This is a genomic window from Bacillus sp. B4EP4a, from assembly GCF_006680105.1.
Classification (GTDB): Bacteria; Bacillota; Bacilli; order Bacillales; family DSM-1321; genus Peribacillus; species Peribacillus simplex_E.
In genome coordinates, this window is sequence record NZ_VHIK01000037.1 from 28467 (window position 1) to 53387 (window position 24921).

At 39.3% G+C, this 24921-nt stretch carries 28 protein-coding genes and 1 pseudogene; 1 reads left to right on the forward strand and 28 read right to left on the reverse strand.

Annotated features, from left to right (window positions below):
• Nucleotides 1-98: 98 nt before the first annotated feature.
• From FNK51_RS18195 to FNK51_RS18270, 16 genes and pseudogenes are all read right to left on the reverse strand, one after another.
• Nucleotides 99-775 (reverse strand): annotated as a pseudogene (locus FNK51_RS18195) (endonuclease V).
• Nucleotides 772-1233, reverse strand: a complete 462-nt coding sequence (locus tag FNK51_RS18200; RefSeq protein WP_141994215.1) for a toxin-antitoxin system YwqK family antitoxin — start codon at nt 1231-1233, stop codon at nt 772-774. Before FNK51_RS18200 ends, FNK51_RS18195 begins: the two are co-directional and overlap by 4 nt.
• On the reverse strand, nt 1217-1942 hold the full coding sequence (locus FNK51_RS18205) for a YwqJ-related putative deaminase (protein ID WP_286178763.1): 726 nt from the start codon (nt 1940-1942) through the stop codon (nt 1217-1219). Before FNK51_RS18205 ends, FNK51_RS18200 begins: the two co-directional genes overlap by 17 nt.
• A gap of 303 nt (nt 1943-2245) precedes the next feature.
• The gene (locus tag FNK51_RS18210) at nt 2246-2713 is read right to left on the reverse strand and encodes an antitoxin YezG family protein (RefSeq protein ID WP_141994216.1); all 468 of its coding nucleotides are present in this window, start codon (nt 2711-2713) and stop codon (nt 2246-2248) included.
• A gap of 2 nt (nt 2714-2715) precedes the next feature.
• A complete protein-coding gene (locus FNK51_RS18215) occupies nt 2716-3381 on the reverse strand; it encodes a DNA/RNA non-specific endonuclease (protein ID WP_286178764.1) in 666 nt (221 codons plus the stop codon).
• 534 nt (nt 3382-3915) lie between these two features.
• Entirely contained in the window at nt 3916-4380 is a 465-nt protein-coding gene (locus tag FNK51_RS18220; protein ID WP_141994323.1) for a hypothetical protein, read from the reverse strand.
• 2 nt (nt 4381-4382) lie between these two features.
• Entirely contained in the window at nt 4383-4970 is a 588-nt protein-coding gene (locus FNK51_RS18225) for a hypothetical protein (protein ID WP_286178765.1), read from the reverse strand.
• Nucleotides 4971-5295: 325 nt separating this feature from the next.
• Nucleotides 5296-5763 carry an antitoxin YezG family protein gene (locus FNK51_RS18230; RefSeq protein ID WP_141994217.1) on the reverse strand — a complete coding sequence of 156 codons (468 nt, stop codon included), beginning with the start codon at nt 5761-5763 and terminating at the stop codon, nt 5296-5298.
• A gap of 4 nt (nt 5764-5767) precedes the next feature.
• A complete protein-coding gene (locus FNK51_RS18235) occupies nt 5768-5935 on the reverse strand; it encodes a DNA/RNA non-specific endonuclease (RefSeq protein WP_141994325.1) in 168 nt (55 codons plus the stop codon).
• A gap of 342 nt (nt 5936-6277) precedes the next feature.
• Nucleotides 6278-6790 (reverse strand): Imm6 family immunity protein, encoded by a 513-nt coding sequence (locus FNK51_RS18240; protein ID WP_141994218.1) that lies wholly within the window; start codon nt 6788-6790, stop codon nt 6278-6280.
• 16 nt (nt 6791-6806) lie between these two features.
• Nucleotides 6807-7523, reverse strand: coding sequence for a hypothetical protein (locus tag FNK51_RS26665; protein WP_181762296.1), 717 nt, complete (start codon nt 7521-7523; stop codon nt 6807-6809).
• A 443-nt stretch (nt 7524-7966) separates the two neighbouring features.
• Nucleotides 7967-8452 carry an immunity protein YezG family protein gene (locus FNK51_RS18250; RefSeq protein ID WP_141994219.1) on the reverse strand — a complete coding sequence of 162 codons (486 nt, stop codon included), beginning with the start codon at nt 8450-8452 and terminating at the stop codon, nt 7967-7969.
• Complete coding sequence (locus tag FNK51_RS18255) at nt 8453-10480, reverse strand: T7SS effector LXG polymorphic toxin (protein ID WP_141994220.1); 2028 nt, start codon at nt 10478-10480, stop codon at nt 8453-8455.
• The gene (locus tag FNK51_RS18260; protein WP_141994221.1) at nt 10477-10767 is read right to left on the reverse strand and encodes a YwqI/YxiC family protein; all 291 of its coding nucleotides are present in this window, start codon (nt 10765-10767) and stop codon (nt 10477-10479) included. The genes FNK51_RS18255 and FNK51_RS18260 overlap by 4 nt, the downstream gene beginning before the upstream one ends.
• Nucleotides 10767-11195: a YwqH-like family protein gene (locus tag FNK51_RS18265; protein WP_098373750.1), complete on the reverse strand. Its 429-nt coding sequence runs from the start codon at nt 11193-11195 to the stop codon at nt 10767-10769. Before FNK51_RS18265 ends, FNK51_RS18260 begins: the two co-directional genes overlap by 1 nt.
• Nucleotides 11196-11434: 239 nt before the next feature.
• The gene (locus tag FNK51_RS18270) at nt 11435-11683 is read right to left on the reverse strand and encodes a hypothetical protein (protein WP_141994222.1); all 249 of its coding nucleotides are present in this window, start codon (nt 11681-11683) and stop codon (nt 11435-11437) included.
• Nucleotides 11684-12065: 382 nt separating this feature from the next.
• Here FNK51_RS18270 and FNK51_RS18275 point away from each other — a divergent pair, with 382 nt between their 5' ends.
• Nucleotides 12066-12470: a hypothetical protein gene (locus FNK51_RS18275; protein WP_098373752.1), complete on the forward strand. Its 405-nt coding sequence runs from the start codon at nt 12066-12068 to the stop codon at nt 12468-12470.
• Between the two features lie 170 nt (nt 12471-12640).
• Here the strand turns inward: FNK51_RS18275 and FNK51_RS18280 are convergent, their stop codons facing one another.
• The 12 genes from FNK51_RS18280 to FNK51_RS18335 form a co-directional block, all read right to left on the reverse strand.
• The gene (locus FNK51_RS18280; RefSeq protein ID WP_098373753.1) at nt 12641-12934 is read right to left on the reverse strand and encodes a hypothetical protein; all 294 of its coding nucleotides are present in this window, start codon (nt 12932-12934) and stop codon (nt 12641-12643) included.
• Between the two features lie 343 nt (nt 12935-13277).
• Nucleotides 13278-14303 carry a serine hydrolase domain-containing protein gene (locus FNK51_RS18285; protein WP_141994223.1) on the reverse strand — a complete coding sequence of 342 codons (1026 nt, stop codon included), beginning with the start codon at nt 14301-14303 and terminating at the stop codon, nt 13278-13280.
• A gap of 116 nt (nt 14304-14419) precedes the next feature.
• The gene (nadE, locus tag FNK51_RS18290) at nt 14420-15250 is read right to left on the reverse strand and encodes an ammonia-dependent NAD(+) synthetase (protein WP_141994224.1); all 831 of its coding nucleotides are present in this window, start codon (nt 15248-15250) and stop codon (nt 14420-14422) included.
• 34 nt (nt 15251-15284) lie between these two features.
• Nucleotides 15285-16754 (reverse strand): nicotinate phosphoribosyltransferase, encoded by a 1470-nt coding sequence (locus FNK51_RS18295; RefSeq protein WP_141994225.1) that lies wholly within the window; start codon nt 16752-16754, stop codon nt 15285-15287.
• Nucleotides 16755-16815: 61 nt separating this feature from the next.
• Entirely contained in the window at nt 16816-17367 is a 552-nt protein-coding gene (locus FNK51_RS18300) for a cysteine hydrolase family protein (RefSeq protein ID WP_141994226.1), read from the reverse strand.
• Nucleotides 17368-17381: 14 nt separating this feature from the next.
• Nucleotides 17382-18146 (reverse strand): NUDIX domain-containing protein, encoded by a 765-nt coding sequence (locus FNK51_RS18305; RefSeq protein WP_141994227.1) that lies wholly within the window; start codon nt 18144-18146, stop codon nt 17382-17384.
• A 193-nt stretch (nt 18147-18339) separates the two neighbouring features.
• Nucleotides 18340-19869, reverse strand: coding sequence for a carboxyl transferase domain-containing protein (locus tag FNK51_RS18310; RefSeq protein ID WP_179891086.1), 1530 nt, complete (start codon nt 19867-19869; stop codon nt 18340-18342).
• Between the two features lie 23 nt (nt 19870-19892).
• Nucleotides 19893-20675: an enoyl-CoA hydratase gene (locus FNK51_RS18315; RefSeq protein WP_141994228.1), complete on the reverse strand. Its 783-nt coding sequence runs from the start codon at nt 20673-20675 to the stop codon at nt 19893-19895.
• A 19-nt stretch (nt 20676-20694) separates the two neighbouring features.
• Nucleotides 20695-21594, reverse strand: coding sequence for a hydroxymethylglutaryl-CoA lyase (locus tag FNK51_RS18320; RefSeq protein ID WP_141994229.1), 900 nt, complete (start codon nt 21592-21594; stop codon nt 20695-20697).
• Nucleotides 21595-21611: 17 nt separating this feature from the next.
• Nucleotides 21612-21824 carry an acetyl-CoA carboxylase biotin carboxyl carrier protein subunit gene (locus FNK51_RS18325; protein WP_076371237.1) on the reverse strand — a complete coding sequence of 71 codons (213 nt, stop codon included), beginning with the start codon at nt 21822-21824 and terminating at the stop codon, nt 21612-21614.
• 38 nt (nt 21825-21862) lie between these two features.
• Complete coding sequence (locus tag FNK51_RS18330; protein ID WP_141994230.1) at nt 21863-23212, reverse strand: acetyl-CoA carboxylase biotin carboxylase subunit; 1350 nt, start codon at nt 23210-23212, stop codon at nt 21863-21865.
• A 12-nt stretch (nt 23213-23224) separates the two neighbouring features.
• Complete coding sequence (locus FNK51_RS18335) at nt 23225-24862, reverse strand: AMP-binding protein (RefSeq protein ID WP_098372021.1); 1638 nt, start codon at nt 24860-24862, stop codon at nt 23225-23227.
• Between the last annotated feature and the right edge of the window lie 59 nt (nt 24863-24921).

Sequence of the window (24921 nt, forward strand, 5' to 3'; positions counted from 1 at the left end):
TAATACTTTATGATCGTACAAACCTCATAAGCTTTCGATTTTCAACAAGTTATCGCAAAAATTTTGTTTACTTGTCCTATGTCTACTTACATTATTCTTCATTTAAATAATTGTTTTCTCACTTTATGTGTTTCTATATCTGCTAATCTAATAGGAATGGGTAAACGACTCTCTTGATTGATACAGTTCATGACAATCTCCGTACTAGTTTCTAAATCAATCCAGTTCCCACATGAAACAAAAATTGGTTTTACATGATAGGAAGTCCTCAAAGTTCTGCCATAAACATTACCATGAATTAAGATGTCAGTATACGAACCCACTTCATTTTCAGGCATCGTAAAGTCAACATTTTCTATTTTTAAATAGCTCTTTGCCACACCAATAGTTGGTTTTTTTAAATACATTGAAGCATGAGTAGCAATTCCCATGTGACGATAATGTAGATACCCATTTCCATCAAACATATATAAATCAGGTTCATTAGATAATTTCTTCGCGGCTTCAAGTACTAGAGGCAACTCTCGAAAAGATTTATTTCTCCATAACTATATACCTTTTCGACAACTTCCTTTGTATTATAATCAATCATAACTATACAACATGTACCATACGTCGTTTTATTTACATCCCAGTAAGCTAAATCTACCCCAGCAATGGTTTGGATTTCACTAATGTCAAAACTATTCTCAAGAGTTACATCGGATAATAATTCAATTTGAATATTAGTAAATTGATTTAACAATTTTATATTGTTTGAATCTACATTCTTCATAGAGTATCACGTTTAGAAAAAGATTCAATCAATTTTAAATCTGTGTCTGTTGGAGAAAGTTTTTGCTTGATGATACGACCTTTATCATCCCAATCCACATAATGAAGAGCTATACCGAATTTATATTCTCCTTCAAATTTTAATTCTCCACTTTCGTACCAGATTCTTTCGGTACCATTACTTTGTCCATGTATTAAATTTTTCAAGGATTTTATATTTCCATTTTTATAAAACTCTATTAACTGGCCCTCTATAAAGCCTTTTACATAATTTGTATAATATATTAAATTCCCATTATCATACAACTCATAAGCTAAACCGGTAAAAGGTTTCCCATTTTCGTCTTCCGGATTATCTAAAACTTCATCGCTATAAGATGTAAACCATAAATCTTCGTCAAAGTCGGTTCCATGTTCTATAACATATTCTTTACTTAAAATTTCAATTTGATCTTTCAATCTTTTTCACCTCTGAACTAAATTCAAATCCTTCAGTAATATAATTACAATGTGGGCAAGTTGGCATCATCATGCCAGCTGGTTTCGATTTTTTACCAGATCGTACTACATGAGTGATAAAATTTGAAGAACTTGCTTGAGGATTTGCAAGTAACGCTTGATTTAATGAGTAAACTTCTGCGTGAGATCCAGCCCCATACGTAAATGTATATCCTTCTTTAATATCTTTCGGCATATTTATTATGCGTTGTTCTATTAAAGAGTGTAACTTTTCTGGAATCTTACCGGTAGTATTATTGATTCCAAAATAATATTTACCTGTTGTTTTATCAAAAGTTCCAGCAATTGCAGGTCCCATCTCTCTTTTAGAAATGCCAAGTTTATTTAATCTTTCAACTTCTTGTGCTAGAGCACCACGTAAGTTAATTCTATGATTTAAATCTTCTGAAGTAAATCTTCCATATTTATCATGCAAATAATCTATTCGATTTAAACTTACATTATTGTTAGATATAATACCCGTACCCTTAGGAATATTCTTCCCTGAAACACCCTCTACTTTTCTATCCTTCACCGTAAATTTCTGATAGGCTTCCTTAATTGACTGCTTTTCCATCACAACTTGGCGAAGGGTTGGTCCTCCTGCGAGGGATACTTGTTCCATACTTATCCGTTTAGAGATTTCTTTCTTACCTATTTCATTACCCATATTTTTTAACGTGGTTTTTCCTGATCTCGCTATGTCTGTTATTGTAGCTTTTGCATACTGAACCTGCTTTTGCGCAAATTCCTTACTGTAAGGGACGGACTTTGTATCACTTGTTACTTTTTCTAAGTCACCTTACCTGAGGTAAGTAAATCAATATATTTTCTAAAGAAAGTTTTTTTTGACCTGACTGCCTTTTTTCTGAGGTAACCGATATAACTTGAGATGATACATATTCTATTTCAACAATGAAAAGACCTTAACTTTTGCGTTAAGGTCATACGAACAAGCTTTTCTTGCCCTACATCATTCTTTCTTAAGGTATTCTTCTAAAATACTCTTATCATATTCAGATTCAGGTAAAAGACCCAAACGAGTATATTCCCAAATAACCCTTCTTTCGTGATCATCTGCATCTGATAGATCTTCATAATCATAGTCAACTTTAAATTTTCCTGTACTTTCTAAAGTAAAAGTTAAATTGGTCCATTGTTCTTGATTATTATTTTTAAATTCATCTGACAATATTTTCAATTCATCTAATAATTGATACCATAATTTATCATATTCTTCTTCAATTAAACTATATATTTCAGGTATATCATGACTATAAATAGGAACTTCACTATTAGGAGTATAATAAAAAAAGAAAGCAGTACCGGTACCGTCAGCAATTTCACCGTACATTAATACCTTTGACCATTCCTCTGGTATAGTTTCATTAATAGTTTGAGCTATTTGTTGATAAATACTATTAAGTTTAATTTCATTCATACTTACCTACCTCCTGATCTATTTTCAAAAATCCTTCTCTCCCAACTACTATTATCAATCTTATAATTTATTCTAAAACTAGCGGGCAGCTTCGAGTCTCCTTTATAAACTGGAGTAATTTTCACTTCAACTGTTTTAGGAAGATTACTGTCTAGAGCTTTTGCCCAAGATATTTCGAGTTTTTTCCATTCCCCCATATTCAGGTTTGCATTCATTGGGACAAGGTTATCTAGTTGACCAGACCCTTTAAAAATGCTTGCAATTAAATGACCTCCTTGATCATCTGGCAATCGATCTTCTCTTCCAGCATTTCGCTGTGCATAATTGTTTCTTTTTCCATTGCCTAAATCAAGAGAACCTTCGACACTTGTTATCCGACCCTTTTCGTCCGTTTTATATACATGACCACCAGGGGATGTATATTCAATATTCGGTTTTAAAACTTTCTTCATTCGCTCTCTTGTATAGTGCTTTCCATACGCCACTTTTGTAATTTCATTGGATCCTTTTGCTAGCACTACTTTGCCTGTACCCTTACCACCATCACTCTTCACCGCAAACTTCTGCACGATATCCTTAATCGTCGAACTATCAAATGTGACATGTTTGTAGTTGTTTCCGTATGCCGTCGCTAATTCCTCGACCCTGACACGGAGAGGCACTTTCACTTTGCCGATTTCCCTGCCGATAGCTTGAACCTTCTGAACCTGCTTTTGCGCAAATTCCTTGCTGTAAGGAATGAACTTTGTACCACTTGCTACCTTTTTTCTAAGCCACCTTGCCTTAAAGTAAATCTATATGATTTTAAGTCCTCACGGCCTATTATCTGTGGATCCAAATATGGCGTAAGATGATACATATTCATATCAACAATGAAAAGACCTTAACTTTTGGGTTAAGGTCATATAAAAGAAAAACAAGTTGCACCTTATTCGGTAAGCTCTCATTTAGCAGATTAAACTGCACATCCAGCCATGTAAAATGTCATCTCGCCCAGTTCCCGTTCTTTTTTCGTTATCATTGCATTTTAAAAAAACTCCATGATGGCTTTACCTTCATGGAGTCTCTATTTTATAAGTATCATTTTTCTTTTTGTCTAACTCAATATTTTATTTATCTTTAGTTCACTTGCCTTATGTGTTACTGATATATGACAACCTTTTGTATATCTAGCTTCGGCACTGGAGAGTGCTCTAAACCCGTTATCTTTCCTCTTTGCACAAATGAATGTACTGACCAAAATCAGGAAATACGTCCCAGTTTCTTTCAAGGGTATCGCTAATTTCGCGTTCCTCGACTGAACCGGTTGTAAAGTCTCTCTTTTCCATTGCTATATAGCCATCTTCTCGGAAGCCCAAAATCAAGCTACTTACTTCCTTATCAGTTTCATCATCATATTCCCAATACATTGCTGTTCTTAAAAAAATCTTTCCATCATTCATAACTTCAAAGTCATAATTTAGATACTTACGAGTGAAATCATCATAAAAACTTACAGAAACCCATTCATTTGTTACATTTACAATATATTGAGGTTTTTCATCTTCAGTTAATACCGCCGTATATGGTTCATGTTTTTGATGGCATGTGTATGCAGTACGTTCATCAAGAATGTTCCAAGGCTTTTTTTTGATATCTGACCACTCGTCACAATAATAAACTTTCATAGTCAATTATACACCTTCCCATTAATATCCTTAATAATAATTCTGTTTTTTGTTGCTTCATCAAGAATTGTTTGCGGAATTAGTTTATTTTGAACTGGCACTTCTAATATTAATTCACCTTTAAGTCGCCCTCCTTTGAGAGCGTTTGGATTAAAAGAGCCATTTGATATTTTAGAGCCTGAAGGATATTTTTTTGTAATTTCATTTAAGTAACTCTTAGCTGTCTTTTCTTGCACTTCACTAAGTTGAGTGAATTTTCTCGATACTATTTCCTTATTGGGTGCATATGAATCAACTACGTACTTTTTGCCGCCTACTTCTTTCGCTTCCAACTCTACCTCATTATAAGGGTAACGAGGACGATTTTCCTTATTAAAATTATTACCTGCTTCCCATCGCTCTTTAAGCCAAACCGGTACAGTTTTCTTTTTAGGTGTAACTTCATCCGTACCCTTAGGAATACTCTCCCTTGAAACACCCTCTACTTTGCTATCCTTCACCGTAAATTTCTGATAGGCTTCCTTAATTGTCTGCTTTTCCATTACAACTTGGGGAAGGCTTGGTCCTCCTGCGAGGGAAACTTGTTCCACACTTATACGTTTAGGAATTTCTTTTTTACCCAGTTCTTCACCTATATTTTTTAACGTGGTTTTCCCTGATCTCGCTATATCTGTTATTGTAGCTTGAACTTTCTGTACCTGCTTTTGCGCAAATTCCTTGCTGTAAGGGACGAACTTTGTACCACTTGCTACTTTTTTCTAAGCCACCTTACCTTGAAGTAAATCTATATGATTTTAAGTCCTCACGGCCTATTATCTGAGGAGCCGATAGATGATACATATTCATATCAACAATGAAAAGACCTTAACTTTACCGTTAAGGTCATACTAAAGAACGAGCTTTTCTTGCCCTACATCATTCTTTCTTAAGGTATTCTTCTAAAATACTCTTATCATATTCAGATTCAGGTAAAAGACCCAATCGAGTATATTCCCAAATAATCCTTCTTTCGTGATCATCTGCATCTGATAGATCTTCATAATCATAGTCAACTTTAAATTTCCCTGTACTTTCTAAAGTAAAAGTTAAATTGGTCCATTGTTTTTGATTATTATTTTTAAATTCATCTGATAATTCTTTTAAGACCTTTATTAACCTCCGCCATGTTTCTCTATACTCCATTCTACTAATACTATGTAGTTCAGGGATATCATGGCTATATATAAGTGTATCATTAATATTAGACTGATAGAAAAAGAACGCAGTCCCTGTCCCTTCAGTAATTTCTCCATACAAAATTACTTTACTCCATTCTTCTGGAATAATCTCATTTACAGTTTGAGCTATTTTTTGATAATAGTCATTTAGTTTTGATTCATTCAATTTTTTATCCTCCTGCTCTATTTTCAAATGTTCTTAACTCCCAACGACCATCGTCAATTTTATACTCTATGTCGAAACTTGTAGGTCGAGTTGAATTTCCCTCATACACAGGATATATTTTCACTTCAACTGTTTTAGGAGGATTACTGTCTAAAGCTTTTGCCCAAGATATTAAATCTCTGAATTTTCACTGCTCATTAATGTCATATTAACCCTTCTCTAACCTTACCTATTTTTCTATTTATTTTTGATTGAGCACCAATGTGTCTATACTCTCGATGGACGATCCCATGTATCCCCTTCTGTTGGTTTTCTAATAACAATAATTGGAGGATAGTATCTTTTGTAAGAGATAGTCACTTGTAATCATCAATAATCTTTTCAACTTCATTGATTCTCCCTTATTCAATTGGTCCCATGAATTGAGTAAATAGATAAATATAATCAAAAAGTCTCACCTTTTTCAGATAAAAAAAACCTTCTCCCTTTAGGAAGAAGGTCTATTTTTTTGTTTTTAGGTCAGTGGTAAACTATCCCTTTTTATATAATTATAGGTTTCAATATTATCGTTTAATGAATAGTTTTCCAATAAGTATTTTTTTACATTAATTAGACTTTCAATCTTAAAATAACCAGATTCAATCGCATTTTCACCTAATATTCTTAACGTTTCGTCATCAATCACTTCAACCACTTGAGGAACAAATTCTCTTTTTTCCTTTTTATATGCTTGATAAGTTGTATAAGAAACAGCATCTAAAACTGAATACCATGCATATTGTTTTTGTACATCCTTTTCTTTATTTGCAAACTCAGCTACATCTACATAATCTTCGCTATCTATGTAGTTACACAAATCATCCGCATCGATTTTTTCACCTTCAAGCCATTTCCAACAAGAATCTAGAGCTTCTCTACCAGTTTTATATCCGGGTTCATCCGTACTAATTATGTTATACATATTTTCAGCTATTACCAATCCTATTGCAACCTTAGCCACTGCGTTTAGATTATCGATAAAATCCATAACTATCATTCCCTACTTATTTTCTTATTTTAACCACATTTTCTGGCAAACCATTTATTACCTCATAGGACAATGTATCTCTTGGATATGGTAAACTAGGATTTATTTCAGTCGATACCTTAATTTTTAAATTAGGATACATATCAGTCATTTGCTTAAATATTCCTCTTTCATCATCTGGAACAGGATCAAACAAACCTTTTGTACATTTATTACAAATTCCGTTTGGATTAGACTGATGAATATATAGTGTTCCCTTCATATCTTCTGGTTTAAGACGTGCTTTTTTAACAGCATCCTCAAATTCAGCTATTATACCTTCTTCTGCATGATCCATGAACTGTGCATGGCCTCTTATTGCTCTATTATAAGGAGCTTTAATTTCACGACCAGGATAAAGTTCATCCAAACTTGGTAAACCTGCTTCTTTTCTAACTTTAGGTGAGCCACCCTCAAATATTTTACCTTCTAAACCTTTTACATCTGTTTTTCCAATAGCGATTGTTTGAGTTTTAGGAACACCTAGTTTTTTTCTAAGAGTTTCCAAATCCTCTTTTCCAATGTTAATACCCGATTTACTTCCAGTTCCATTTAAACCCTTACCACCATCACTCTTCACCGCAAACTTCTGTACAATATCCTTAATAGTCGTTTTATCAAAAGTGACATGCTTGTAGTTGTTTCCATACGCCGTGGCTAACTCTTCGACCCTGATACGAAGAGGTACTTCCACATTGCCAATTTGCCGACCGAATGCTTTTGCCTTCTGAACCTGCTTTTGCGTAAATTCCTTGCTGTAAGGGACGAACTTTGTACCACTCGCTACCTTTTTTCTAAGCCGCCTTGCCTTGAAGTAAATCTATATGATTTTAAGTCCTCACGGCCTATTATCTGAGGAGCCTGATATGGAGTAAGATGATACATTTTCATATTTCAACAATGAAAAGACAAAAGACCTTAACTTTTGCGTTAAGGTCATCCAAAAGAACAAGCTCTTCTTGTCCTCAAATATTCATTCTTAAGGTTTTCTTCTAAAATACTCTTATCATATTCAGATTCAGGTAAAAGACCCAAGCAAGTGTATTCCCAAATACCCCTTCTTTCGTGATTATCTGCATCTGAAAGATTATCTTAACCATAGTCAACCATAAATTAAAATTTTATTAACAGGTATGTTTATTTAGTAGTATTCTTAATTTTTTTATATTCTTCAATTATCTTGAAATCCCGTTTTCTATTCGCTTTTGGCATTATGCCTAATTTTTCATATTCCCAAATTACTTGTTGCTCATAGCTATCATCATTTTCTAAATTTCTATAATTATAATCAATATTAAATTTTCCATTTGATGTCAATTCTAATGTTAAATTAGTCCACTGCTCTTGTTTTTGATTTTTAAATTCATCCCATAATTCTCTTAGAGATTCATATAATTGGTGTAATTGTCTATTAACTTCGTCCTCATTAACATTATCCATATCTTCAATATCTAAACTATAAATAGGTGTTTCTTTATTATGAGGATAATAGTAGAAATAGGTTCGATTACTCCACTCTGTTACTTCAGAATATAATAATACTTTGTCCCAAGATTCAGGAATAATAAAATTTAATTGTCGTCCTATATTTTGATATAGTTGCTCCATTTTTTCTTTATTCATTTATTTACCTCCATATATGTTTTCCAAGACTTCCACAGATTTTTTACCATCAATTTTATACTTTATTTCAAATCTACTTGGTCGTAAAGACTGCCCTTCATATATTGGTTTTATATCTACCGAAACATGTTGACCTTCTCTTAAAGCTTTTGCCCAAGCATATTCAAGTTTTTTATAAGCACTTACATTAACATTACCATTCATTGCAACTATATTATCGATAAGAGGAGAACCATTAAATTGAGTACCGATTAAATGTCCTCCATGATCCCCTTTAGTACTAGGAGCTATTATTCTCTCATCCCCTCCAGCAGCTAACTGATGTTTGGTATCACGAACACCCATTTCCAACGTTAACTCTCCTGAAGCCTTCTCAATTCTTCCTAAATCGTCTGTTTGATATCGATATCCATTTGTTTCATATTTAACATTTGGCTTTAATTTAAACTCATCTAAAAAATGACTACCGTCTTTAATTATATCATCAACACTCTTACTACCTTTACCCGTACCCTTAGGAATATTCTTCCCTGAAACACCCTCTACTTTTCTATCCTTCACCGTAAATTTCTGAAAGGCTTCCTTAATTGTCTGCTTTTCCATCACAACTTGGCGAAGAGTTGGTCCTCCTGCAAGGGAAACTTGTTCCATACTTATCCGTTTAGGGATTTCTTTTTTACCTAGTTCTTCACCTATATTTTTTAACGTGGTTTTCCCTGATCTCGCTATATCTGTTATTGTAGCTTGAACTTTCTGTACCTGCTTTTGCGCAAATTCCTTACTGTATGGGACGAACCTTGTACCACTTGCTACTTTATCTGCGACTTTCGCCGCACCTGCCACACCGCCGATTCCGAGTGCCATCAACAGTCCGTTCTGGCGCTGTTCCTCGGTTAGCTGGTTGCCGAACATGTCTTTGCCGGTGACTGCTTCACCGAGGCCGTTGGCTGCGAGGAGTCCATATATCCCGTATTCGGTTTTCTGGAGGAGGCTAAAGCCTTTTGTCGTTTTATAGGCATCGAGGGCGTGGTTCGCTGCGTTGAGCCCTTTGGCCGTTTTGTAGATGGCGCTGCCGCCTTTGATGGCCCTGCCGGCCCAGCCGACGACGGGGATGAATCCAGCGGCTGCCATGGCGCCAGCGGCGATTCGTTCGGCTTCGGACAGCTTGCGGCCCGTTACTGGATCGACTCCGGTTGATGCCCTGATTGAATCATAATATCCCGTGAATTCCCCTGTAAAGGTTTTTGTCGTATCCCAGGCTTTTTCGTACCATGGGCGGTTTTCGAGTTCTTCCATTTCTTGTTCGATTTTCCGGGCTTCGGCTTGTTGTCTTTTGAAGGTTTGATAGTCTTTCATCTGATCGGCGACTTCATCCTTCACTTGATAGACGTCACTATTCTTGAAGGCCGATTGGTTGAACGTCATCGGAGAAACGGTGCCGTCCTGTTTGGTGGCGTCAAGTAAGGCGCGGAAGAGGCCAACGGCCACGTTTTCCTGCCCGACGGACACATCATATTCCTCGACCAATTGCCGGTCGACATTCTCGACCTTTGTCACGGTGTCATCCAGCCTCTGTCCGGCTAGCGTGATTTTTTCATTAAAGTCCTTTTGGTCGAACCTATCAAGAGGCAGGATATCGTCAATGCTGTCGAGGATCCTTTGGAGATCGTTCGCTTGTTCATCGACAAGCGACTTCGCTTGGTTAATGCCGTTCGACACTTCGCCATCTAAAAAGGGAACCTCGACCACCGTATTTCCGGAGAGGTCCGCCTCTTCCAGGCTGGCTGGAATGCCTTCCAAAAAACTGATCTGGGTCGTGAAAAGTTCCATCCAGGCGTCGGCCACCTCGATTTGCGCTTCATAGAAGCTTTTGATGGCGGCGGCACCGGCCCCTTGAAACTCGTTATCCAGGCCGACGATGCCCTGAAATTCCTTTTTCAGGGCTGTGACTTCCTTCTTTAGTTCTTCATATTGCTTGGCGCGCGACTTGGTTGCGGCCGTCAATGTCTTGGCTTCATATATTTTCATCGCGGCTGATACCCATGTGAAGACGCATGGGCGATGGCTTCATCCTGTTCTTTTAATAAGTCAATGTTGGCACGGGTATCTTCCACGTTTTTCTGGACGATTTTGATATATTGCTCGAAGACCTTCTCCAGGTTCGTTTCCCGGTCGATCCATTTCGAGGTGAATTCCAATTTATTGTTGCCAAGCTCGCCTGCCGGCAAATTTCCAAGCGTGACTGTACCAAGTGCCGTCTTCACCTGATCGACTTGCTTCGTTACGGCAGGATGATTCAGTTTGATTGTCGTCATTAAAACAACCGCCTTTTTAAATCTGATATTTTACTTTCCAGCTGCTCAAATGCCTCTTCGCCTTTGCTCAAAAGGGAGTCGGCTTCTTGGGCTATATTCCCTGCTATGCTCAGTAGAGTATTTTCGGCATTCAGCTTTGTAATCATTGCCTCGATTTTCCATTGGTAATCGTCATAATCGTCATGAATGATACTAAACATCACATTATAGGCATCATGACGGGCTTCCTGAAATTGATCCGAGCGATTCCCTGTCCAGCTGCCACCTAGCTCAGGGTCTTTTATTTTCCTAATCTCGTTCAGACACATGCTCTGCTCTTTTATAATATCGTTTTTCGCATTTTCTAAACGTTCAATTTTCACATTCAAATCAGCTTTTTTACTGGAGATAGCAGAGTGTATATTACTCAAAATATCTGCATAAACCATGAAACTCACCTCAGAAACAGTATAATCCTACACTAAATGTCATATTTTCCTATTTAACATTATAAGGATTAAAGTCCGAGAGTTAAATAGGGAGAAATATGCTATTTTGTCAGTTAAAAGAGAAGATTGGCATAAAAAAGTTCCTACATACCATATTCTTTATACCCTGCATTTTACCAATTTTAAACAAGTGGGCAGAATGTCATCTCATTGGATTCTCTATAAAAATTGCCCCCACTTCATTCAAACTGCCCTATATTGTATCTGTGCAACAAATCATCCCGAACAAACTCCCTGCAAGTGGAAGATAGATGTGACCGCTCAGGATGTATCAAATCCCCAAAAGGCAAATCACCGACAAACTTAACTTCGCCTTCAAAATCCTGCCCGGATTCACCATCAAAACCGATGACTTTCACAAAGCAAGTTTTGTGACCGGTTTTCATAAAATCAATTACCGTTAACACATGATTATGTACATCATTCATTCTTTTTTCCTCCAACCATGAAAGCATTAAGTAAAGATATTTTTTACTAGCATTATAATAAAGAAACCGATCAAAACAACCATGGCTAAGATCGCTAAAGGCATTAAAACATTGGAAATAGACACACCTACTTTCCATGAATGGCTTATACTTTAATTTTTTATGTAATTTGGTTGATCTATTAAGTATAACCTTAGTTAAACTGACGTTGAATGTCCTGACTTCACAATTCATTCACTTATGCTTTTTTTACGTTACCCGGAATATACTTCCCTTAGCATGTCTATGATTTCATAATACTTCCATCGAAGGTCAGTCTGGCAACCCCCTCTTCTATATAGATTTATAACCTGCTATAATCTAAGGATTGGAGGTGTGAAAAATGAAAGAAATAATCCAGATATTAGCTGAAATCGTCAATAATCTTCACGATTTCATCCTATTCTTTGTGAGTGACACATTAAATTCAAATGCAACGGATAAAGATTTGCATTTTTGGATAATGGGAATCATCGGTATCATCATATTTTTGTTCGTGTTATTTTTATCTAATTTAATTTCCCGGATGCGTTTTGGGATAACGATACTCTCTTTCCTTTATACCTTTACAGTCATGGTTGTTTTAGTTTTCGCCATTGAAATACAGCAAGCCCTTACCAGCAGGGGGAATATGGAGTTTCAAGATGCGGCGGTAGGCCTTTGGGGGTTCATCGTATTTTTCATGATTTTTGCAGTACTATCATCCATATTCCTTTTGGTGAAGAATTTTTTCAAGCAATCAAAATAAAGGTAACGATAGGTCACCTTGCTTAAAACATTCCTAATGGCCTTTCAATAACTTTAAATTCGGATTTTGTATTGGCGGGAATGATAAACTCTCTGTAGCATCATCTTAAATCGCAAGGAAGGTTACAGAGAAGAAAATTTGATTCGGGGTAAATAAGCATATACTATCAATTACTTCGGATCACTTTCATTGAATAAATCAATGCTAAACAGATTGAAAGAATCGTCGTCATTAATACGTTCCTGGTCATTTCCAGATATATCAGGACTATTTTCCCTGCGACGGCGATTTACTTCCCTTAATTCCGCTTCCAGGAATTCCGCTTGATCGTGGGAAAGCTTGATCGTGATTTCATTATTTTGATCATCTGCAGCTTTCAAGAGGACATAACTATCCGCCGCATTACGCAAAGTCACATTGCTTACTGTTAAGTTCATGTTCGCGAGTTCATATCTTGCCTTCATAAATTAAAAAGAACCTCCATCGGAAAATACCGGTTAAAATAATGTTATATTAAATATACTCTACTTCAAGATATCTAAATATACAAATTCTTTGTTTGAAAAAGCCTTGATACCTAAAGCAATCTACCTCCTTAAAGTTCTTCCCAATACAAGAAATGCGCCGCATCTTGAATAAAGATACAGGTGAATTATCTTTACTTGAAAATCCAGAAGTTCTGGAAACAATGGAGCAATTGGATGCAATTCCGTCCCTTTTTAAATCTAAAACAGGATATCAATGATTGAATTCACATTGACTATAAACAAAGGGAACCCTTTACTCGTTGAAAGGTTCTATTTGTTTTTATAATTCTTTCTCAATCGCGCAAGTAATATGGTATGGACCCGTGCTTTCATTTGAAGTAATGACGGTTTTCAATCGATTTGCCGGATATACCGCTGAATTGAAACTTACACCCGGGTCATACCCCATAAGATGATATTTGAAAATCGCTTCATTTTTTTTACTTATCCATATGCCGTATCCATAGTAATCCCCTTTATCTTCCGTAGCAATATGGGGCTTCAATAAAAGATTGGTATATGCTTGATTCAGTAATTGATTGGAAAATAACCCCTCCCAAAACCTGAACATATCTGATGTTGTAATATACGCACCTCCATCCGCACCGCCTTTGATCGGAAGGGAATAAACATTTGTTCTCCATGCTCCATTTTCTTCGTCAATGTACCCTAATGCAGTATTTTTAGGAAGCTGGTCCATGGAAAAATAACCGGAATTTATCATTTCACAAGGCAGAAAGATGCTCTTGTCTATATATTCGGAAAATTCAAGTCCAGTAAGTTCCTCAACAATCAATCCTAGTAAAATATAGCCTGCATTATTGTAATGAAATCTTTCCCCAGGATCGAACATCATCAACTCATCTTGAAACATTGGCAGGAAATCTTTTAATCTTTTTATATGGTACATCGGATTTTTCTGCCAAAGCTCTTCAAAATCCTCCATCACTTCTTCATCAAAGTAATCAGGAATGCCCGAAGTGTGTGTTAAGAGGTGATGTATGGTTACGTTTTGGTTAAAATCAGGAAACACGATTGGAAGACAGTCTTTAAGCTTAGAATCGAACCTAAGTTTCCCTTTTTGTATTAACTGGCAAATGGCTATCGCCGTAAACAGTTTACACCCAGAAGCAATTCCGAACTTTGTTTCGGTCGTATTCATGATTTCATCCGCTCGATTGGAATAGCCATGTGCTGAGCTATGAATCAGGTCATCTCCCGCTTTCACACCGATTACACCCGAGAATCCAATTCCCTTGCTCGTTTCTTCAATAATCCTGGATAAATCCATATGTTGAGTCGACATTTAGTTTTCCCCTTTGCCGGTAAAATTTCAATACTGATGTGCTGGCCAAGGTGCTCGTTATGTTCTTGCAAAAAAACCCGCATCTTATGTGATGCGGGAAAACTTATCAGCTTCTTTTATTTCCACCAAGTATCATAAACGTTAATGGCTTCATTGCGTTTATGTTCGGTTTTAGTATACCAACCTTCGATGATTTCAGCAGCTTCCGTTCTGATTTCCTTGCCTTCAAGGTAATCATCGATTTCATCGTAGCTAACGCCTAAAGCCGCTTCATCAGGAAGTAAGGGTTTGTCATCTTCCAAATCGGCCGTTGGTATTTTCGTATAAAGACGCTCAGGCGCACCGACGAATTTCAGGATTTCTTTTCCTTGCCTTTTATTTAATCGGTATAATGGAAGGATATCCGCTGCGCCGTCACCATGTTTCGTAAAGAAACCTGTGATCGCTTCTGCTGCATGGTCCGTACCAAGCACGACGCCTTTATAAAGTCCAGCTAAATCATATTGTACCTTCATTCGCTCACGTGCTTTAACATTTCCCCTTAAGAAATTCGATAGCTTTTCAGAAACTGCTTCTTCCACAGCTTTTACTGATGCATCCACCGCTTCCTTGATGTTGACTGTAACCGTTTGGCTTGGCTTGATGAATTTTAACGCAAGCTGCCTGTCATCTTCATCAGCCTGTACTCCATATGGCAAGCTTACAGCAACAAACTTATAGTCGCTGCTATTCGTTTCTTCATTCAATTCATTGACAGCGGTTTGGGCAATATACCCCGCCAGTGTTGAATCTTGCCCTCCAGATATTCCAAGTACAAAGCTTTTCAGAAACGTATTTTTATTCATATACCCTTTTAATAGATCAACACTTTTCCTGAATTCGACTTCAGGATCGATCGTTGGTTGGACAAGTAATTTTTTTACGATTTCTTTTTGTAATGGACGCATTGGCAAAGCCCCGCTTTCTAATAAAATAGGATTGTCATTTCGTTAGCATTCTTTCTACATTGGCTTTAACTTCATCTATATTCCTCATTTTATTATCCCAACAATCCTGGCTTAGATCTACCGGGTATTCTTCAGGATTAAGTGCACGCAGGTACTCCGGCCATAATACTTGGAGATTTTTTTGCGTGAATGCCTTGATTTCATCTATGGTTGGCAATTCATAAATCAAACTTCCATCTTTGAAAATATCCACATGGAGATCAACCGCATCGAAATCCGTGACGAATTTACTTAGGAAGGTATGGACAGGATGAAACATTTTTAATTTTTCCTGTTCCTGCGGCTTCTCATATTCCATCGCCAAATAATCACCTTCAGCATGATGGTTCACTTTATTGATGATTCGATATACTCGTTTTAAGCCAGGTGTCGTAACCTTTTCAGGGTTAGAAGAAATTTTGATGGTATCTCTCATATTCCCATCTTCACCCTCTATTGAAACCATTTTATAAACGGCACCGAGCGCTGGCTGGTCATAAGCCGTAATCAATTTGGTTCCGATGCCCCAAATGTCTATTCTTGCTCCTTGTTGTTTCAGGTTGATGATCGTATATTCATCCAAGTCATTTGATGCGACAATCTTCGCATCATGGAACCCTGCAGCATCAAGCATACGTCGTGCTTCTTTTGATAAGTAAGCTAAATCACCGCTGTCAAGACGGACGCCAATGAAATTGATTTTATCGCCCAGTTCCTTGGCAACACGGATTGCATTCGGGATGCCAGAACGCAATGTATCGTAAGTATCAACCAAGAATACACAGTCTTTATGGGAAACAGCATATTTATGAAAAGCGGTATACTCATCTTTATAAGCTTGGATCATGGAATGTGCATGAGTCCCTGAAACCGGAATGCCGAACAGCTTTCCAGCACGTACATTACTAGTGGAATCAAAACCAGCAATATAGGCCGCTCTCGCTCCCCAAATTGCAGCATCCATTTCTTGCGCCCGCCTTGAACCGAATTCAAGGGCAGATTCTTCACCGATGACCTGTTTGATGCGCGAAGCTTTTGTTGCCACGAGTGTGTGATAGTTCACAATGTTAAGCAGCGCAGTTTCAATGAGTTGAGCCTCACCGAGCGGTGCCTCCACCCGTAAAATCGGTTCATTGCCGAAGACAAGCTCTCCCTCTTTCATGCAGCGGATCGCTCCCGTGAAACGGATGTTTCGCAAATAATCCAAAAATTCTTCATCATAGTGCAGATCATTTTTTAAATAGTCGATATCACTTTCCGAGAAGGAAAAGTTTTGAAGGTAATGGACAATTTTTTCAAGTCCCGCAAAAATCGCATATCCGCTGTTAAATGGAAGCTTTCTGAAAAATATTTCGAAAACTGCCTTTCGGTTATGTGTTTTGTCCTGCCAATAAGTTTGGGCCATATTGATTTGGTAAAGATCAGTGTGTAATGCGTAACTGTCGTCGTTGTACTTTTTTTCCATGGATAGTTCCTCCCAAAAGAGAAGCATTCGCTTCCCTTCTATTCTGTTACGTTAATGAATATTATAGAATGGTTGCTCCAAGAGATCCTTTAAAATGTCCAAGCGCCCAATGGTGACCGGCATCATTGAACGAGGCTACTGCATTTTCATATACAAAGATTTTATAGCCTAGATTATAAGCGTCCATTGCCGTATGCAAAATACAGATATCTGTACAAACCCCGACTAAATATACATCGGTAATGTGACGTTCCCTTAGACGGATATCAAGGTCCGTTCCTGCAAAGGCCGAATAACGTGTTTTATCTATATAATGAACATTCTTTTGATTTTTATTTGTTTCATATTCCTCTTTTAACGCCCCGTATAGGTCTCTACCCATTGTACCGCTAATATTATGCGGTGGAAACAAATTCGATTCGGGATGTAAGCGGTCTCCTTCTTCATGTAAATCAATCGCGAAGACCGTGTATTCACCTTGTTCTATAAAATCCTTGGTTATACTGACAAGAGCCTTCTCGATATCCTGGCCTGGCTTCCCGCAGGTCAATGAGCCCCCGTCTGCCACGAAGTCATACGTATAATCTATATTGATCAATGCCTTTTTTCCCATTGCACGATTCCCCCTCAATAGTAAATAGAGTCCATGACAACCTCTGCATTAAATCGGTAAAGCTGTGAAGGCCGATACGAATTACGTTTCGTTTTCTTCTGCATTCCCTTTTCATCCAAGACTTTCTCCAAAAACGGGAGTTTCGGGGCTTTTGCATAAAAAAGTGAGTCAGCGCTGATTTTTGCATCATCTCTGGCTGTCAGCAAAACCCGTTGCAGTTCAGAAAGTGTAAATTCATCCGGCAGGAATTTTTGGGCTATCGTCGTTTGCACCATTTCTTTTTTCATTAAATTCATCGCATCGTTTATAATTGTATAATGATCGAATGCGAGATCTAATTGTAAGGCTTCCTGAATCGTGAACAATTCAACTTCGGCTGCATCGTCATTCGCTTTTCTTTGATGAAGAAACTCTTCCTGGACAATTGCATAAAAAGCATTGGATATGATCCATCCCCTGGGATCGCGTCCCGGCCGGTCATAAACCCCGAAATGCTTGACATGGAATCCAGCTACACCCGTTTCTTCTTTTAATTCTCGTTTAGCTGCTTCATAAGCAGTCTCGCCAGCATTGACGAAACCTCCGGGTAAGGCCCATTTATCTCCTTCTACATTGGGGCTTCCTTCCTTATCTTTTGTGGCACGTTTGATTAATAATAGCTTCAAAAACATTTCAGGCGGGGCTTTCTCTGCCGTTTTCTTCGTAGTAATCGTAAAGATCGCAATATCTGCCGTATATCCATCTGGAGTAATATATTTCTTTTTTTCCTGCTGAGCCATGGCAACTCTCACTTTCTTTCACTAAGTATGGAATTAAGTAATTAGTAAATCATTAATTACTAATTATAGTACTCTTCCTTGTGTAATTTAGCAACTCAAAATCAGAAAAATTTTCTAATTATTTAAAAAATCATTTATTTTCATACATGATAAATAGCCCGGTCATGATGACCGGGCTTGTTTATTGAATTCTTTAAACGGGATAGACTCCATGTTTACGATCGGTAAATGTCAATTGCTTACTGCTATACGCTTCAAACCGGGTGCTCAATTCATCACGCAGGTCATTTGGCTGGATGATGCCATCAACAATCATTTCGGAGGCTAAGCGGTAGATATCGATATCTTCATTATACTCATTGCGCTTCTGTTCGATGAATGCCGGGCGCTCTTCTGGTTCCATCGCATTTATTTTATTGGCATAGACTGCATTGACCGCAGCTTCTGCCCCCATGACCGCAATCAATGCCGTCGGTAAGGCAAGTACGCAGTCCGGTTCAAAAGCGGGACCAGCCATCGCGTATAGTCCAGCACCATAAGCCTTACGGACAATGACAGAAATCTTGGGAACCGTGGCTTCACTCATGGCCGAAATCATTTTCGCACCATGGCGAATGATCCCAGCCTGTTCGACCTTCGTCCCAATCATGAATCCTGGAATATCCACCAGGAACAACAGCGGTATATGGAAAGCATCACATAAATTGATGAACTTGGCTGCCTTATCAGCTGAATCATGGAACAGGACGCCGCCCTTGACACGCGGCTGATTGGCTATGATCCCTATCGTTTGTCCATTTAGCCTTGCAAGCCCAGTAATTAATTCGGGTGCAAATAGTTTCTTGATTTCACAAAACGATTGCCTGTCTATAACCCTATCGATCAGGTCATACATATTGAAGGGTGCATTCTGATTTTTGGGAATCAGGTCTTCCAATGTTTTTTCGAAATCTGCAGGCAGCTCAGGTTTTACGCTTTTAGGTCTTTCTTGATAATTTCCTGGAAAATAGCTTAAGTATCTGCGCGCAAACGCGATGGATTCTTCTTCCGACTTGACAAGCACATCGCCGCATCCTGAAACAGAACAATGCATTTTCGCCCCGCCCATTTCCTCTTCGCTTACCTTTTCGCCAATGACCATTTCTGCCATTCTCGGTGAACCTAAATACATGGATGCATTGCCATCAACCATTACGACAATATCACAAAAAGCTGGGATATATGCCCCGCCTGCGGCAGACGGACCGAACAATAGACAAATTTGCGGGACTTTTCCTGATAACTTCACTTGGTTGTAAAAGATGCGTCCTGCTCCGCGGCGTCCCGGAAACATTTCTACTTGATCCGTAATTCGTGCCCCGGCAGAATCGACTAAATAAAGAAGCGGCAACTGCAGCTTTTCAGCTGTTTCCTGAATGCGAATGATTTTCTCGACGGTCCTTGCTCCCCAGGAACCAGCTTTTACAGTCGAATCATTGGCCATGACACAGACCCTCTGACCATTGATTTTCCCGATGCCTGTAACTACACCATCAGCAGGTAATCCATCACTGGCACAATTAGCAAAGAATGCGTCCTCTATTTCAACCCCTTCATCGAAAAGCAGCTCTAGCCGTTCACGTACGAAAAGCTTTCCTTTTTCAGCGTTTTTTTGATGATATTTTTCTAAACCGCCTTTTTTAATCGTTTCAACCGTTTCGGTTAGTTTATCCGTCGTTACCATCCCTGTTCCTCCTTCAATTGAAATCATTGGCCCTTAAAAACCGGTTTGCGCTTTTCCTTGAATGCTGACAGACCCTCCAGTCGGTCACGGGTTTTTAAAGTTGTCTGATAGCAGTCTTTTTCAATTTGCAATCCTGTTTTCAAATTAGTCTCAGCCCCTTGATTGATCGCCGCTTTTGCAGCCCTGAGTGCTAATGGGGCATTGACTGCAATTTCCCCAGCCAATTTTTTCGCTTCCTCTAGTAAATGTTGGGGTGAGTATACATGACTGATGATTTTCAAGGCATGTGCGGTTTTTGCATCCAACCTCCTTGCCGTATAAATCAGTTCTTTCGCTGTCGGCATTCCGACTATCCGCGGCAGTCGCTGAGTACCGCCGGCGCCTGGGATGATGCCCAATGACGTTTCTGTCAGTCCAACCTTAGCCGTTTCCGATGCGATGCGTATGTCACAAGCGAGTGCCAATTCCAGCCCTCCGCCAAAAGCCGAACCGTTAATCGCGGCGATGACAGGAACTGGAAGGTTTTCTACAGCCGTAATCGTGTCACCAATCAACTTGACTGTCTCCCTGACTTTATCATCATTCATACCTGCTCGTTCCTTAAGATCCGCACCTGCACAAAACGCCTTTTTACCTGCTCCCGTTAAAATGACCGTTCGTAAATTGGAATCTCTTCTCAATTCATACAGCCCTTCAACTAAGCAATGAAGCAGTTCTGTGGATAGAGCATTAGCAGCATCAGGCCGGTTTAAAGTCACGAGGGCAATTCCATTATCTTCATGACTGATCTCCACTAATGAAGTCATAAATTCACCTCAATTTCTCTTATTGTGCGTTATAAACAGCCATCTGATGGCTAGGCAATGGTTTTTCCAAAAAGCTTTGCATCATGGCCGCAGCCTTCATTAATTTTTCTGGATTGATTCCCGTTTGAATTCCCATTTTATGTAGCATATGGATCAGGTCATCTGTTGCCACATTTCCGCTCGCACCTGGTGCATACGGACATCCCCCTAATCCTCCGAGCGAAGAGTCGAAAGTGTCAACACCATAATTCAGTGATTCAAGGACATTTGCGAGTGCCATACCCCTTGTATCATGAAAATGGAGGGCAATTCGGCTTATATCATATCTTTTTACTGCCTGTTCTAGGAACAAGGCGACCTGTCTTGGAGATGCGACCCCAATGGTATCACCCAATGAGACCTCATGGATTCCATATTCAAACAGTTGATCACAAACACGGAAAACCTGTTCGGTCGAAACCTCCCCTTCATAAGGACAGCCGAAAACAGTTGAAATATAGCCCCTAACCGTTTTCCCGCTGTTTGCTGCTGTCCCGATGACATCCTTCATTATTGGAAAGGTATCAGAGATCGATTTATTAATATTTTTAAGATTATGCGTTTCACTGGATGACATGAACACGGAAATTTCATCGATATTAGCTTCAAGAGCCGACTCCAGTCCCCTTTGATTGGGTACAAGGGCCGCATAAGTGATACCGGGATTGCGCTTTATTCCCTTAGCAACAAGGGCGGCATCACTCAATTGGGGAATCCACTTTGGATGGACAAAAGAAGTCACTTCTATATAAGATAATCCCGTGTCAGAGAGCTGATCGATCCATTCTATTTTGCTTTGTGCAGGTATCATGACCTTTTCATTTTGCAGCCCGTCACGCGGACCCACTTCCTTAATTGTCACTTTTTCAGGCCAATTCATCTTACCCCTCCGTCCTTTTATTCAATGACGGCCAAAATGTCGCCCTCATTTACGAAATCTCCCTCATTCACTTTAAGTTCTTTGATGGTGCCAGCTTCTTCGGCTGCAATGGGGATTTCCATTTTCATTGATTCCAAGATAATGATGTCCTGTCCGTCTGTTACACTTTGCCCCTCATTCGCTACGATTTTCCAAACGCTTCCTGCCATGCTTGCCTTTAATTCTGCCATCTTACATTCCTCCTGATCATTTTGTTTTAAAATATGCGTTATACAGTCAATTTTTTAATATATTTCGCAATGAAATCCGTAGTCGTATCTCCTTGGGAAAAAGCTTCATGAGAAATTATTTCCATAAGCAAAGGAAGGTTTGTTTTTATTCCTTCTATTTTATAGTTTGCCAGCGCTTCTCTTAATCTCTTGATCGCTTTATCCCTTGAATCGCCGCTCACTACCAATTTGGCGATCATCGGATCATAAAAGTGGGACACGACGGAAGTTCCATGAACCGCCAATTCATGACGGATCCCTTCCCCTTCCGGAAGTTCCATGCTGGTGATTCTCCCCGGTGCTGGATAAAACGTTTTCGGGTCTTCAGCGTATATGCGCACTTCAATGGAGTGTCCATCCTGTTTAATCTCACTTTGAGTGAATTCCAATTTGTTGCCCGATGCAATTTTAATTTGCTGCTCGACTAAATCCAGCCCCGTAATTTCTTCGGTGACAGGATGCTCAACCTGAAGACGTGTATTCATTTCCAGGAAATAAAAATTTTTATCACCATCAACTAAAAATTCGAGGGTGCCCGCATTGCTATAACCAATGGATTTTACCGCTGTCACTGCAGCCATTCCCATCCTGTTTCTTGTTTCTTCGTCAAGGAAAGAAGAGGGAGCCTCTTCTACGACCTTTTGGTGGCGCCTTTGAACGGAGCATTCCCTTTCCCATAAGTAAACAGCATTCCCAAAGGAATCCGCCAATACCTGAATTTCGATATGACGAGGCTTCTCAATCAGTTTTTCTATGAACATATCTCCATTGCCAAAAAACAATTGGGCACGTTTTTGATTCCCTTCGAAGGCCTTGGTCAATTCATCTTCATTAGCAACGGCCTGCATGCCGATTCCCCCGCCGCCTGCTGCTGCTTTTAACATGACTGGATAGCCAATTTTTTCGGCAACGGCTGCCGCTTCTGCACTATCAATTAACGGACGTGAAAATCCAGGCACCAATGGAAGTCCCGCTTGTTCCATCTTTTTCCGTGCCTCGACTTTATTGCCCATCTGCTGGATGATTTCTGGTTTTGGACCAATGAATATCAAGCCCGCTTCTTCGCATGAACGTGCGAAATCTGCGTTTTCACTAAGAAATCCGTATCCAGGATGAATGGCTTCCACTCCCGTTTTCTTAGCTATTTCCAAAATCTTTTTGACGTTTAAATAGCTTTCCTGTACTCTCGGGCCACCCAATAAATATGCCTCATCCGCCAATCCCACAAATGGCGAATCCGCATCTGCTTCCGAATGGACGGCGACAGTAAGTATTCCCAACTTCCTGCATGTACGAATAATGCGTGATGCTATTTCTCCCCTGTTTGCGATAAGAATTTTTCGAATCATTCGATACCCTCCTTATTTAGTGCGTTCCGATAATAGATCAAGAGTTTGTTGCCGAAGCTTATACTTTTGGATTTTCCCGGATGCAGTCATGGGATAAGCATCGGTAAATTGAATGTAACGGGGAATTTTATGAAAAGATATTTTCCCTTTGCAATACTCTATCAATTCTTTCTCCGTCAGTGTTTCTCCTGCTTTCAAAATGATCCATGCCGCTACCTCTTCCCCATACTTCTGATCTGGAACGCCGAGTACCTGGACATCGACAATTGCAGGATGTTGATAGAGGAATTCTTCAATCTCACGGGGATAGATATTTTCCCCTCCGCGAATGATCATGTCTTTCAGCCTACCTGTAATCTTGCAATAACCCCTTTCATCCATCACCGCTAAATCACCCGTATGAAGCCAGCCTTCCCGGTCAATCGCCTGCTCAGTGGCCTCCGGGTTATTATAATATCCCTTCATTACATGGTATCCCCTCGAACAGAGTTCCCCTTGTTTGCCCCGCTGGACTTCTTCCCCGGTAACTGGATCGACAATTTTCACTTCCACTTTCGGCAAAGCCCTTCCCACTGAGGAAACACGAAGTTCGATCGGATCGTCCGTTCTTGTCATCGTAATTCCTGGAGACGATTCCGTTTGACCATAAGTAATCGTGATTTCCGAGATTCCCATCTTATTCACCACGCTTTTCATGACTTCAATCGGACATGTGGAGCCTGCCATGATTCCAGTCCGCAACGAACGTAAATCATACTGGTCAAAGTCATCGAGATTAAGTTGAGCGATGAACATCGTCGGAACACCATGAAGTCCCGTACATTTTTCGGCTTCAACGGTTTGAAGGACGACGCGTGGATTAAATTCCACAATCGGCACCATTGTTGCCCCTACAGAAACCGAGGCCATCGTACCAAGGGAACAGCCGAAACAATGAAAAAACGGAACCGGGATGCAAAGCCGGTCAACTTCGGTAAGTCTCATGCATTCCGCGACATTCAATCCGTTGTTGACCAAGTTTGAATGCGTCAACATCACTCCTTTTGGAAATCCTGTCGTCCCTGATGTATATTGCATATTAATCACATCATCGGGAGCCAATTCCTCCATCCTCATGTCCAGTGACTCCTCCGAAATGGATTCGCTTCCGCTAATGACATCATCCCACGAAAACGTTCCGGGATAACGCGCTTCACCTAAAACGATGATATTTTTCAATTTTGGCAGTTTCTCAGATTGTAATTTTCCTGGTTCTGCATTTTTCAATTCAGGTACGATTTCGTACAGCGTATCTATATATGAATGATCCTTATATTGTTCCATCAGGATGATCGTGGTCGCATCCGATTGCTTAAGCAAGTATTCCAGTTCACTTGTACGGTAATTAGTGTTGACCGTAACCAGCACCCCGCCCATTTTCGCGGTGGAAAATTGGGATATAAGCCATTCCGGTTTATTGGACGCCCAAATGGCGATATGTTCCCCTTTTTTTATATCGAGTGACATGAACCCCCTGGCCGCCTTTCGGCAAATCTTTTCAAATTCGCGATAGGAATGGCGGAGGCCCAGTTCATGGTACACCACAGCTTCATTATCACCATATTGTTCAGCTGTCCTTTCAAGCAATTTCCCGATAGTAATATCTAGCAAATCAGACATCAAACTCCTCCTAATCAAATAAAAGTAAGAATGAACGCGTTTTGCTGTAT